The following is a 12943-nucleotide window of genomic DNA, read 5'->3' as shown; positions in this document are numbered from 1 at the left end:
CTCATCTCAGTCAAGGCCCAGCGTGGCGTGCAACTCCTGTAGCGAGCGCACGTCGATATCGCCGCGGATGCCTGCCTCGATCCCCTGCACGGCCGCCGAGGCGCCCTGCACGGTGGTGATGCACGGGACATTCATCGACACCGCGGCCGAACGGATCTCGTAGCCGTCGATGCGCGGCCCCGAGTTGCCGTACGGGGTGTTGATCACCATGTCGATGTCACCGGCGAGGATGGCGTCCACCGCGGACATCGCGGGCCTTCCGTCGCCCGGTTCCTCGAAGTGCTTGCGCACCACGTCGCAGGGAATTCCGTTGCGCCGCAGCATCTCCGCGGTGCCTTCGGTGGCCAGCACCCGGAAGCCGAGATCGGCCAGCCGCTTGACCGGGAACACCAGTGAGCGCTTGTCCCGGTTGGCCACCGAGACGAAGATCGTGCCGGTGCTCGGCAGCGAACCGTAGGCCGCGGTCTGGCTCTTGGCGAATGCGCTGCCGAAGTCGCGGTCGATGCCCATCACCTCGCCGGTGGACTTCATCTCCGGTCCGAGCAGCGAATCGATGCCCGAGCCGTCGGACTTACGGAAGCGGTGGAATGGCAGCACCGCTTCCTTCACCGCGATCGGCGCATTCGGCGAGGGCGTCGCGCCGTCCCCGGTGGCGGCCAGCACACCCTCTATGCGCAGCTGAGAAATGCTGGTGCCCAGCATGACTCGCGCACACGCCTTGGCCAGCGGCACCGCGGTGGCCTTCGAGACGAACGGCACCGTGCGGCTGGCCCGCGGGTTGGCCTCCAACACGTAGAGGATGTCGTCCTTGAGCGCGTATTGCACGTTCAGCAAGCCGACCACTCCGACGCCGTGCGCGATGGCCTCGGTGGCCCGCCGCACCGCCTCGATATCGCTGCGGCCCAGCGTCACCGGCGGCAGCGCGCACGCCGAGTCACCGGAGTGGATACCGGCCTCCTCGATGTGCTCCATCACGCCGCCGATGTAGACCTCGGTGCCGTCGCAGAGCGCGTCAACGTCGATCTCGATAGCGTCCTCGAGGAATCGGTCGACCAGGACGGGATGTTCGGGCGAAAGCTGAGTGGCGCGGGTGATGTAGCCGTGCAACGTCTTCTCGTCGTACACGATCTCCATGCCGCGCCCGCCGAGCACGTACGAGGGTCGCACCAGAACCGGATAACCGATCCGGGCCGCGATCTCGCGGGCCTGCTCGAAGCTGGTGGCCATGCCGAACTTCGGCGCAGGCAGGCCCGCGTTGTGCAGCACCTGCCCGAAGCGGCCGCGGTCTTCAGCCAGGTCGATGGCCTCCGGCCGGGTACCGACGATCGGCACGCCGGCGTCGGCCAGCCGCTGGGCCAGCCCCAGCGGCGTCTGCCCGCCCAGCTGCACGATCACCCCGACCACGCCCGGGCCGCCCTGCCCGGACTGCGATTCGGCGTGGTACACCTCGAGAACGTCCTCGAAGGTGAGCGGCTCGAAGTACAGCCGGTCGGCGGTGTCGTAGTCGGTGGACACCGTCTCGGGGTTGCAGTTGACCATCACGGTCTCGAAGCCGGACTCGCTCAGCGTGGTCGCGGCGTGCACGCAGCTGTAATCGAACTCGATGCCCTGGCCGATCCGGTTCGGGCCGGACCCGAGGATCAACACCTTGGGTCGGTCGGTCTGCGGGGCCACCTCGGTCTCGGCGGCCGGGTCCAGCTCGTAACTGGAGTAGTGGTAGGGCGTCTTGGCCTCGAACTCGGCCGCGCAGGTGTCGACCGTCTTGAAGACCGGGTGGATGCCCAGCCGCTGACGCAGCGCCCTCACTCCGGCTTCGCCTGCCAATTCGGTACGCAGCGAAGAGATCTGGCGATCCGATAGCCCGCTGTGTTTGGCCCGGCGCAGCAGCTGCTCGTCGAGCACCGGGGCGTCCAGCAGTTCCCGGCGCAGGGCCACCAGGCCGAAGATCTGTTCGACGAACCACGGGTCGACACCGGAGGCCGCCGCGACCTCGTCCACGTCGGCGCCCAGCCGCAGCGCCAGTTCGATGTCGTAGAGGCGGCCCTCGGTCGGGGTGCGCAACCGGTCCAGCACGTCAGTCACCGAGCCGTCGTCGTCGCGACCGGTCCAGAACCCCGCGCGGGTGGTCTCCAGCGAGCGCATCACCTTGCCGAGCGCCTCGATGAAGTTGCGGCCCAGCGACATCGCCTCGCCGACCGACTTCATCGTCGTCGTCAGCGTGGGGTCGGCACCGGGGAATTTCTCGAACGCGAACCGTGGCGCCTTGACGACCACGTAGTCCAGCGTCGGCTCGAAGCAGGCCGGGGTCTCCTTGGTGATGTCGTTGACGATCTCGTCGAGCGTGTAGCCGATCGCGAGCTTGGCGGCGATCTTGGCGATCGGGAAGCCGGTGGCCTTGGAGGCCAACGCGCTGGACCGGGACACCCGCGGGTTCATCTCGATCACGATGAGGCGGCCGTCTTTGGGGTCTACCGCGAACTGGATGTTGCAGCCGCCGGTGTCGACACCGACCTCGCGCAGGATCGCGATGCCCAGATCCCGCATGGTCTGGTACTCGCGGTCGGTCAGTGTCATCGCCGGCGCGACGGTCACCGAGTCCCCGGTGTGCACGCCCATCGGGTCGAAATTCTCGATCGAGCACACCACCACCACGTTGTCGTGGTTGTCGCGCATCAATTCGAGCTCGAATTCCTTCCAGCCGTAGATCGATTCTTCGATCAGCACGTTGGCGGTGGGCGACGCGGCGAGCCCGTCGCCGGCCATCCGCTCGACGTCCTCGACCGAGTACGCCATGCCCGAACCCAGCCCGCCCATCGTGAACGAGGGCCGCACGACGACCGGGAGGCCGAGTTCGGCGACGGTCTCGCGGACCTCGTCCATGGTGTAGCAGACCCGCGACTTCGCGCTCTCCCCACCGACTTTGGCGACGATGTCCTTGAACCGCTGCCGGTCCTCACCGCGCTGGATCGCGTCGAAGTCAGCGCCGATCATCTCGACGTCGTAGCGCTCCAGCGCGCCGTTCTCGTACAGCGCGACCGCGGTGTTCAGCGCGGTCTGACCGCCCAGAGTGGCCAGCACCGCGTCGATCTTGTTGCCGCGCGCCGCCTGCTGGGCGATCACCTTCTCGACGAACGCCGGGGTGATCGGTTCGACGTAGGTGTGGTCGGCGTACTCCGGGTCGGTCATGATCGTCGCCGGGTTCGAGTTGATCAGGGTGACCTCGAGGCCCTCGGCGCGCAGCACGCGGCAGGCCTGGGTGCCGGAGTAGTCGAATTCGGCGGCCTGCCCGATCAGGATCGGGCCGGAACCGATGACCAGGACATGCTTGAGGTCGTCGCGACGTGGCATCTACTTCTCCCCCGCCATCAGGTCGATGAATTGGTCGAACAGGTAATTCGCGTCATGCGGGCCGGCCGCGGCCTCCGGGTGGTACTGCACCGAGAAGGCGCGTCCGTCAACGAGTTTGATTCCCTCGACGACGCCGTCGTTGGCACAGGTGTGGCTGACGACAGCGGGCCCGAAGTCGGTGTCAAACCGCTCGCCCGCTTCGCCTTCCAAAGCGAAGCCGTGGTTCTGCGCGGTGATCGCGACGGTGCCGGTCTGGTGGTCGATCACCGGCACGTTGATGCCGCGATGCCCGAACACCATCTTGTAGGTGGACCGTCCCAGCGCCCGGCCCAGGATCTGGTTACCGAAGCAGATGCCGAACAGCGGGATTCCGGCGCCGAGCACCTCGCGGGTGACCCCGACGATGTGGTCGGCGGTCGCCGGGTCACCGGGCCCGTTGGACAGGAACACTCCGTCCGGGTGCAGGTCGGCGATCTGCTCGAACGTCGCGTCGGCGGGCAGCACGTGGGTCGCGATGCCGCGCTGGGCGAAGTTGCGCGGAGTGTTGGTTTTGATGCCGAGGTCGATGGCCGCCACAGTGAACCGTTGCGCCCCAACGGGAGACACGGTGTAGACCGCGTCGGTGGACACCTGACCGGCCAGGTCGGCGCCCAGCATCGAGGGCTGGTTGCGCACGCGGCTGAGCAACTCCTCGGTGTCCGCCAGCGCCGAGCCGGAGAACACCCCGGCCTTCATCGAGCCGCGGCTACGCAGGTGGCGTACCACCGCGCGGGTATCGATACCGGCGATTCCGACGACGCCCTGCCGTTTCAGTTCGTCGTCCAGCGTCCCGGTGGCCCGCCAGTTCGACGCCCGCGGCGACGGGTCGCGCACGACGTAACCGGCCACCCAGATCTTGTCGCCGCGGCTCTCGGCGTCCTCGTGGTTCCAGCCGGTGTTGCCGATCTGCGGGGCGGTGGCCACCACGATCTGGCGGTGATAGCTCGGGTCGGTCAGGGTCTCCTGGTAGCCGGACATGCCGGTGGAGAACACCGCCTCGCCGAGAGTCTCTCCGACAGAACCGAATTCGGTACCGGTGTAGACCCGCCCGTCTTCCAGTATCAGATGGGCTTTACCCGTCACGCTGCTTCTCCTGTTGTCGTCCAGCGGGCATAGTCGCGGCGGTCGTCACCGCGAAAGCCCGTATCGATCTCGGTGCCCGACGGCAACCGCCACCGGATCGCCAATATGCCCGCAGGCGTTTCGGACTTCTTCCGGCCCCCTGGGATCACTTTTCCGGCCAGCCCGCGTTCGGTGCGGATGGCGGTGATCGCATCCTGCGGGATCCAGATCGGCGTCGCGCCGGAGCGCTCGAGCAGGATGCCCTCGGGATAGCGGGTCAGCACCGCCTTGGACCGGAAGCCGAGGTCACCGGCGGCGATCCGTTCCAGCCAATTGGGTGCAAGCGTACTGCCGATGTAGAGGCCGCGGGTCGGCGCGACGGTGGCCGAGCCCAGCATGTCCGGTAGCGACGGCAGTTCACCGAGCAGGTCCATCTGCCGCCGGGCCCGCTGCTTCCAGCCGCGCAGCATCCGGCCGATCAGCAGGCCGATGATGACGACGATCACGAACGCGAAGACGAACGAGCCGATCGCCGTGGCTGCGTTCATGCGCGATCCGCCTGCGCTTCTCGCTGTGCCTTCATGCCGGGCTCTTCCCGTCTCGCGCTGTGACGACACCGCGCAGCAAGGTGGCCGTGACGGTCGCCGGCAGCGTCATCGCTGCGAACGGGGTGTTGGCCGATCGGCTGGCGAGCTGGGTGCCGTCGACCACCCAGGTCCCATCGGGGTCGACGACGACGAGGTTGGCCGGCTCCCCGACTTCCAGCGGGCGGCCCTGGTCGTCCAACCCGACGATGCGGGCCGGGTTCTCGCTCATCACCCGCGCGACCCCGCGCCAGTCCAGCAGCCCGGTCTGCACCATCGTCTCGACAACCACCGACAGCGCGGTCTGCAGGCCGAGCATGCCGGGCCGGGCCCGGGAGAATTCACAGCACTTCTCGTGTTCGGCGTGCGGCGCGTGGTCGGTGGCCACACAGTCCAGCACCCCGTCGGCCAGCGCCTGGCGCAGCGCCTGCGCGTCGCTGGCCTCGCGCAGTGGCGGGTTCACCCGGTTCACCCCGTCGTAGCTGGTCAGCCTGCCGTCGTCGAGCAACAGGTGGTGCGGGGTGACCTCGGCGGTGATCGAAATACCCTGCCCCTTGGCCCATTTGATGAGCTCGACAGTTCCGGCGGTGGAGGCGTGGCAGATGTGCACCCGCGCACCGGCGTCGCGGGCCAGCAGCGCATCGCGAGCCACGATCGACTCTTCAGCCGCCCGCGGCCAGCCGGCCAGGCCCAGCCGCGCGGCATTGGGCCCCTCGTGCGCGACGGCGCCGACTGTAAGCCGAGGCTCCTCTGCGTGCTGGGCGATCAGCACGCCCAGACCGGTGGCGTACTCCAGCGCGCGGCGCATCACCAGCGGATCGTGCACGCAGATGCCGTCGTCGGAGAACATCTTCACCTGTGCCACACCCGCGGCCATCAAGCCCATCTCGGTGAGCTGCTTGCCACCCAGGCCCACCGTGACCGCGCCCACCGGGTGCACGTCGACCAGGCCGACCTGCTGACCGCGCCGCCAGACGTGGTCGGTCACCACCGGGCTGTCGGCCACCGGGTCGGTGTTGGCCATCGCGAACACCGCGGTATAACCGCCCAATGCCGCTGCGGCCGAACCGGTTTCGATGTCCTCGGCGTATTCGCGGCCGGGTTCGCGCAGATGCGTGTGCAGGTCGACGAAGCCCGGCAGCAGCACCTGCCCCGTCGCGTCGATCACATCGGCATCGTCGGGAACGGTGAGCTTCGGGCCGATCTCGGCGATCTGCCCGTCGGCAACCAGGACGTCGACCGGATCACCCTCGCCGTAGAGCCGCACACCTTTGAGGAACACGCTCACACGCTCACCGCCTCATCCGTTCCGACCAGCAGATGGAACAGCACCGCCATCCGGACATGCACACCGTTGGAAACCTGTTGCAGCACAGCCGATTGTGATGAGTCCGCCACCGCGTATGAGATCTCCATGCCGCGCAGCATCGGACCGGGGTGCAGCACCACCGCGTGCCCGGGCAGTACGGACTGCCTGCGATCGGACAGCCCGTAGCGGATGGAGTACTCCCGCTCGGAGGGGAAGAATCCGCCGTTCATCCGCTCGGCCTGCACCCGCAGCATCATCACCGCGTCGGCGGCGGGCAGCTCGGCGTCCAGATCGTGCGACACCGTCACCGGCCAGTCCGAGACCCCCACCGGCAGCAGAGTGGGCGGCGAGACCAGCACCACTTCGGCGCCCAGAGTCGCCAGCAAGTTGACATTGGAGCGCGCCACCCGGCTGTGCAGGATGTCGCCGACGATCACCACGCGGCGGCCCTCGATATCGCCGAGCCGCTGACGCAGCGTCAGCGCGTCCAGCAGTGCCTGCGTGGGGTGCTCATGCGTGCCGTCGCCGGCGTTGATCACCGACGGGCCCGTGCCGTCGTCCTCCAGCGTCCACTCGGCCAGCTGCTGGGCCGCCCCGGAGGCGGGGTGGCGGATGATCAGGGCGTCGGCGCCTGCGGCACGCAGGGTCAGCGCGGTGTCGCGCAGCGATTCGCCCTTGGCCACCGACGATCCCGAGGCGCTGACGTTGATCACGTCGGCGCTCATCCACTTGCCGGCCACCTCGAACGACACCCGGGTGCGGGTGGAGTTCTCGTAGAACATCGTGATGATCGTGCGTCCGCGCAGCGTCGGCAGCTTCTTGACCTCGCGACCCAGCAGCGCCTGCCGGAACCGGTCGGCGTCGTCCAGAATCGCGGTGGCCTCGTCGCTGGTCAGATCGGCCGCCGACAGCAGATGCCTGATCGTCACGATTGTCTGTTCTTCGCGCAAGCGCTCATCAGCGGGCCGGCCCTCCCTGCGGTGCGATCCAGATACCTTCCACGCCGTCGTCCTCCATGAGCCGCACCTTGACGTTCTCGCTGCGCGACGTGGGGACGTTCTTGCCGACGTAGTCCGCCCGCAGCGGCAGCTCGCGGTGGCCGCGGTCGACGAGAACCGCCAGCTGCACCACCTTGGGCCTGCCGATGTCGCGCAAGGCGTCCAGGGCCGAGCGAACCGACCGCCCGGTGTAGAGCACATCGTCGACGAGGATCACCAGTGCGCCGTCGATTCCGCCCGCCGGGATCGAGGTGTCCTCAAGCGCACGCGGCGGCTTGAAGTCCAGGTCGTCGCGGTAGAGCGTGATGTCAAGACCCCCGCGCTCGACGGTGACGCCGGCGAACTCATGGATCTTGGCGGCCAGCCGGCCGGCAAGGGTGACGCCGCGCGTCGGGATGCCGAGGAGGACGACGTGGGGTGCATCGGGACCGTCGAGAGCGGTCTTCTCGATGATCTGATGCGCGATGCGGGAAACGGTTCTACCGACGTCCGCATCGGACATCAATTCGCGGTCGGTTGAGCCCACGAGCTTTCCGGACCTCCTTCTCCGCCTCTCTGGACGGATCGTTAAAGGATGTCGAACTGCCGGGCAGCTTAACACCCCTCGCGCGCGGATCCCGAAACACGCCGGTCAGTAGAATCCTGACGGTGAATCTCGCAGACAACCGCACCTCGGTCGTGCAGGCAGTCGATTCCGGCGTGCTGGCCGGAGCCGTCACTCTGGCATGGCAACGTGGAAATGTGTTGCAGGTCAACGAGATCGGTTGCCGCGACGTGGAAGCCGGGCTGCCGATGCAGCGGGACACGATCTTCCGGGTCGCCTCGATGACCAAGCCGGTGACGGTGGCGGCCGCGATGACGCTGATCGAGGAGGGCAAGCTCACACTGTCCGATCCGGTCACCCGCTGGCTGCCGGAGCTGGCCGACATGCAGGTGCTGGTCGATGCGACCGGCCCGTTGGATCGCACGGTGCCCGCGCGCCGGCCGATCACGATCGACGACCTGATGACCCACCGCAGCGGGCTGGCATACGTGTTCTCGGTGGTCGGTCCGATCAGCCGGGCCTATGGCCGGGTGTCCTTTCGCCAGGATCAGGACCACTGGCTGGCCGAGGTCGCCCAGCTGCCGCTGGTCCACCAGCCCGGCGAGCGGCTTACCTACAGCCACGCGACCGATGTGCTGGGCATCGTCTTGTCCCGGATCGAGGGGAAGTCTCTGCACGCGGTGCTCACGGAGCGGATCTTCGAGCCCCTTGGCATGGTGGACACCGGATTCTTCATCTCCCCCGACAAACGGGCCCGGGCGGCCACGATGTATCGCCTCGACGAGGAATCCGGTCTGCAGCATGACGCAATGGGCCCGATTCCGGTGACCGAGCCCCGCTTCTGCCAGGGCGGTGCGAGCCTGGTGACGACCGTCGACGATTACCTACGGTTCGCCCGAATGCTGTTGGGCGGCGGCGAAGTCGACGGTACGCGGGTGCTTTCCCAGGAGTCGGTGGGGCTGATGCGCACCGACCGGCTGACCGACGAGCAGAAGCAATTCCCGTTCCTGGGGCTGCCGTTCTGGACGGGACGCGGTTTCGGCCTGAACCTCTCGGTGGTGACCGATCCGGCGAAATCCGCGCAGTTGTACGGCCCCGGCGGGCTGGGCACGTTCAGCTGGCCCGGCGCGTACGGCACCTGGTGGCAGGCCGACCCGGCCAACGAGCTGATCCTGATCTACCTGATCCAGAACTACCCGAACCTGAGCTCACCTGCCGCCGCGGTGGCGGGCAATACCTCGCTGGCCAAGCTGCAGTCGGTGCAGCCGAAGTTCGTCCGCCGCACGTACGGGGCACTGGGTCTCTAGACCATCGGCCCGACTTCCTTCTTCACCGCCGAAGCTGTAGTTGTCGACAGAAAGTCCGAGTAACCCGCACGGTAACCACAGCCTCGCGGCAGCAAGGGCCGGGTCGGCCTCTAGACCATCGCGATCGGCGAGACCGGCGCACCGATCTCCAGCGCGCCGGCCAGTTCGCGGCTGACGTCGTAGTCGAACACGACATGGCCGGAGATCACGTCGACGTCGCGCTTGGCACGCTGCAACGGGTTGTGCAGGAAGTGCGCACTGGCACCCGAGGATTCAAGGAGGTCGGCGATGACGGCCCGGGATTCGTGCACGATGTGCGCGGCCGCGACGCGGGCCGCAGCGCGAACCGCCCGCGGAATGCGGGTGCCGTCGGTGACCATGCCTTCGATCGTCTCGACCGTGTCGCCCAGCAACCCGTGCAGTGCACGTAGCCGCACCCGGGCGTCGCCGAGGCGGATCTGCGCGGCCGGCTGTTGCTTCTGCGCGACGCCGGAGTAGGCCAGCACCCGTTCGCCCAGCCGGGTGGCGAACCCGTCGGCGACCGCCTCGGCGGCACCCAGCGCCGGCATCGCCGCGAGCAGCGACAGCGCGGGCACCATCGGCCACCGATACGCCGTCGCGTCGTGCAGCGCCGCGCCCGGCGCGGTGCCGCCGTAGACATCGATGACGCCGACCAGTCGGTGCTCGGGGACGAAGACGTCTGTCACCAGAACGTCGTGCGATCCGGTCCCGCGCATCCCGTCCGTGTGCCAAACATCCTCGACCGCAATATCTTCGGCGGGCAGCAACGCCAGGGCCGGATACACCCCGTCATCGGGTCCACACAGCGCACCGACCATCACCCAGTCGGCGGCCATGATCCCGGTGGCCCACGACCATCGTCCGGATAACCGCACGCCGCCGTCCACCGGCACACCGCGGCCTGTCGGCGCCAGCGGCGCCGGGCACAGCACCGGGCCGTCGGCGAACACCTCGTCCTGAGCCTGCTCGCCGAACAGCGCCAGCATCCAGTTGTGCAGCGTGTAGAACCCGAGCGTCCAGGCGCTGGATGCGCAGCCGTGCGCCATCCGGCGCACCGGTTCCAGGATCGCAGAGAACGGCGCCTGCTCACCGCCATAGCGGGCCGGCAGCAGCAGGCGAGCCAGTCCGCTGGCCCGGAAGTCGGCGATGGTGGCGTCGGGAAGCCGGCGCAGCTCTTCGGCCTCGGCCGCCCGCTCGGCCAGGCAGGCCACGAAGTCGTCGCTGATCATCGACCAACGCTACCATACCTTTTAGTATGGTCTTAGTGCCGCAGCATGATCTCCAGGAAAAGCTGTTGTTGCGCCACGGCTCTCGGGCCCGGAGCCGTAGCCGACAGGTGCAGGAATCCGACGCCCGCGGCGAATGTCGCATCGGCCCGGACGCCGGCCTCCTCGGTGCTGAACCCGTCGTCGAGGTAGGCCTGCCGCACCGCACGGCGCACCCGCCGGTCGGAGGCCGCCACGGCGGCTGCGACATCGGCATCGGTGCGCGCCCACTCCCGCATCGCCCGCTCCAGCATCCAATGCCGTTGGCTGAGAAGGGCTCCCATCATCCGGGCGAGCCGCTCCCGCGGCGGCAGCCCGGCCAGCCCGGTGAACTCGGCACGGTCGGTGTCGTTCACCTCGGCCCAGGTGTCGGCCATTGCCCGCCGGTAGGCGCCGATGTCGGCGAAGTGCCAGTAGAAGCTGCCCTTGGTGGCGCCCACCCGCTCGCAGAGCCGTCCGACGGTCAGCGCTTTCACGCCGTCGGTGGCGAGCAACGAGAACCCGGCCGCCACCCAGTCGGCAGCACTCAACCGACCCGCCGTGCCGGTGGGCATCAGGGTCGCCGCGCCGTCACGCACCACGACGCGGCCGGGACCAGGTAACCGCTCGGGCCGCGGTATTGATCCAGTGCGGCGACGACGCCCTCGACTGCCGCACGTCGCGTGGCCGCATCGGCGGACAGGAACGCCGGCCCGAGCGGCCCGGCGCTGAGCACCCGCTCCGCCGCCGCGAGGCCATCGCCCTCGAACAGGAACGGCGCTTCGACCGGGCGGATCTCGACGTCGACGAAACCCGCGCCGGTCAGCAGCGCGGCGGTGGCGTCAGGATCGGCCATCGAGAACGGTCCGGGTTGCCCGGGTTCGGGCAGCGGCGGCCGATCCCCGCCGAGTATCGGCATCGCGGTCGCAGTGGTGAGCACCATCCAGAGATTGCCGATCAGCTGCTGCCACACCGATGCGGCCAGTCGGCCACCCGGACGCAGCGCCCGAAAGATGTTGCGAAAAGCCTCTTCCGGGTCGTCGAAGAACATCAACCCGAACCGGGCGTGCACGGCGTCGAACGGCATACCGGAACCGGCCACCGCGACCAGATCGGCAGTGCCGGCGTCGGCGGTCACCGCCACACCGGAAACACCGGCCGCCGACAGTCGCCGGGCGGCGGCGGCCACCATCTCGGCGGCTACGTCGACCGCGGCCACCCAGCCGTCGGCACCCACCTCGGCGCCCAGCGCCACCGCCGAGAGCCCGGCCCCGCAGCCCACGTCGAGGACTCGTTCCCCGGGTGCGACGGCCAGCGCCGCGCGTGCCGCCCAGGCGTGCTCGCCCATCGCGGCGTCCATGGCTTCGGCGTGCGCGTCCCAGACCGCGGCCAGAGTTGCGAAGTGCTCCTGGGCGTCCATTCCGGGGAGATTACGCCTCCGGGTCGGTACCCCGGACCGCGGCGGCGGCCGCACGGATCTGCGGAGTCACCAGCATGACCTGGCCCAGTACCCCGTTGACGAAGCCCGGCGACTCGTCGGTGGACAGCTCCTTGGCCAGCTCGACCGCCTCGTCGACGGCCACCGGCTCCGGAACGTCCTCGGCGTGGAGCAACTCCCACACCGCCACCCGCAGGATCGCGCGGTCCACGGCAGGCAGCCGCTCCAACGTCCAGCCCTGCAGGTGCGAGGTGATCAACTCGTCGATGTGCGCCGAATTCACGGCGACGCCCCGGGCGACGGTCACCGTGTAGGGATTGAGCGCCGACACGTCCGGGTTGGCCTCGGCCAACCCAATTCGCGAGTCGGCCACCTCGGCCGGCGTCAGACCGCGGGCTTCGGCCTCGAACAGCAGGTCGACGGCGCGCTTGCGCGCCTGGTGCCGACCCTTGTCGGCCTTGCGGTCGGCCATATCAGGCGTTCACACGCCCCAGGTAGCTGCCGTCGCGAGAGTCGACCTTGAGCTTGTCCCCGGTGTTGATGAACAACGGCACCTGGATCTCGGCCCCGGTCTCCAGTGTCGCGGGCTTGGTGCCGGCGCTGGAGCGGTCGCCTTGCAGGCCGGGCTCGGTGCTGGCGACCTCGAGCTCGACGGTCACCGGGAGCTCCAGATACAGCGGGGCACCCTCGTTGAACGCGATCTGCACGGGCATGCCCTCGAGCAGGAAGTCGGCCAGCCGGCCGACCAGCGCCTCGGACAGCGGGTGCTGCTCGAAGTCCTCGGAGTCCATGAACACGAAGTCCGAGCCGTCTCGGTATAGGTAGGTGGCGTCGCGCCGGTCGACGGTCGCGGTCTCCACCTTCACTCCGGCGTTGTATGTCTTGTCGACGACCTTGCCGGAGAGCACGTTCTTGAGCTTGGTGCGGACGAAGGCCGGACCCTTGCCCGGCTTGACGTGCTGGAACTCGGTGATCTGCCAGAGCTGGCCGTCGATGTTCAGCACAAGACCGTTCTTGAAATCGGCGGTGGATGCCACGGTTGGTCGTTC

General features: G+C 68.6%; 12 protein-coding genes. 1 reads left to right on the top strand and 11 read right to left on the bottom strand.

Annotation, left to right across the window (positions count from 1 at the left end; genetic code table 11):
- Positions 1-6: 6 nt before the first annotated feature.
- Genes carB through pyrR form a run of 6 tightly spaced genes read right to left on the bottom strand, consistent with a single transcriptional unit; the run spans position 7 to position 7866 of the window.
- Entirely contained in the window at positions 7-3348 is a 3342-nt protein-coding gene (gene carB / locus AB431_RS13205) for a carbamoyl-phosphate synthase large subunit (protein WP_047330299.1), read from the bottom strand.
- Positions 3349-4470: a glutamine-hydrolyzing carbamoyl-phosphate synthase small subunit gene (carA, locus tag AB431_RS13200; protein WP_047330298.1), complete on the bottom strand. Its 1122-nt coding sequence runs from the start codon at positions 4468-4470 to the stop codon at positions 3349-3351. It lies immediately after the preceding gene.
- Entirely contained in the window at positions 4467-4997 is a 531-nt protein-coding gene (locus tag AB431_RS13195; protein WP_047330297.1) for a hypothetical protein, read from the bottom strand. Before AB431_RS13195 ends, carA begins: the two co-directional genes overlap by 4 nt.
- Before the next feature lie 31 nt (positions 4998-5028).
- A complete protein-coding gene (locus AB431_RS13190) occupies positions 5029-6321 on the bottom strand; it encodes a dihydroorotase (RefSeq protein WP_047330296.1) in 1293 nt (430 codons plus the stop codon).
- The gene (locus AB431_RS13185) at positions 6318-7271 is read right to left on the bottom strand and encodes an aspartate carbamoyltransferase catalytic subunit (RefSeq protein WP_144418248.1); all 954 of its coding nucleotides are present in this window, start codon (positions 7269-7271) and stop codon (positions 6318-6320) included. Before AB431_RS13185 ends, AB431_RS13190 begins: the two co-directional genes overlap by 4 nt.
- 28 nt (positions 7272-7299) lie before the next feature.
- Positions 7300-7866, bottom strand: coding sequence for a bifunctional pyr operon transcriptional regulator/uracil phosphoribosyltransferase PyrR (gene pyrR / locus AB431_RS13180; protein WP_047330295.1), 567 nt, complete (start codon positions 7864-7866; stop codon positions 7300-7302).
- 122 nt (positions 7867-7988) lie between these two features.
- On the opposite strand from pyrR, the gene AB431_RS13175 reads away from it, so the two are divergent.
- Positions 7989-9191: a serine hydrolase gene (locus AB431_RS13175; protein WP_047330294.1), complete on the top strand. Its 1203-nt coding sequence runs from the start codon at positions 7989-7991 to the stop codon at positions 9189-9191.
- A 110-nt stretch (positions 9192-9301) separates the two neighbouring features.
- Here the strand turns inward: AB431_RS13175 and AB431_RS13170 are convergent, their stop codons facing one another.
- Genes AB431_RS13170 through efp form a run of 5 tightly spaced genes read right to left on the bottom strand, consistent with a single transcriptional unit; the run spans position 9302 to position 12931 of the window.
- A complete protein-coding gene (locus AB431_RS13170) occupies positions 9302-10441 on the bottom strand; it encodes an acyl-CoA dehydrogenase family protein (RefSeq protein WP_047330293.1) in 1140 nt (379 codons plus the stop codon).
- A 32-nt stretch (positions 10442-10473) separates the two neighbouring features.
- A complete protein-coding gene (locus AB431_RS13165; RefSeq protein WP_047330292.1) occupies positions 10474-11031 on the bottom strand; it encodes a TetR/AcrR family transcriptional regulator in 558 nt (185 codons plus the stop codon).
- On the bottom strand, positions 11031-11876 hold the full coding sequence (locus tag AB431_RS13160) for a class I SAM-dependent methyltransferase (RefSeq protein WP_052960279.1): 846 nt from the start codon (positions 11874-11876) through the stop codon (positions 11031-11033). Before AB431_RS13160 ends, AB431_RS13165 begins: the two co-directional genes overlap by 1 nt.
- A 10-nt stretch (positions 11877-11886) precedes the next feature.
- Positions 11887-12366, bottom strand: coding sequence for a transcription antitermination factor NusB (gene nusB / locus AB431_RS13155; RefSeq protein WP_047330291.1), 480 nt, complete (start codon positions 12364-12366; stop codon positions 11887-11889).
- A gap of 1 nt (position 12367) precedes the next feature.
- Positions 12368-12931, bottom strand: a complete 564-nt coding sequence (efp, locus tag AB431_RS13150) for an elongation factor P (protein WP_047330290.1) — start codon at positions 12929-12931, stop codon at positions 12368-12370.
- Between the last annotated feature and the right edge of the window lie 12 nt (positions 12932-12943).

Origin of the sequence: Mycobacterium sp. EPa45, from assembly GCF_001021385.1 — a bacterium.
Classification (GTDB): Bacteria; Actinomycetota; Actinomycetes; order Mycobacteriales; family Mycobacteriaceae; genus Mycobacterium.
Note: the sequence above shows the minus strand (reverse complement) of the source record. Positions and strands in the feature narration are given on the sequence as shown.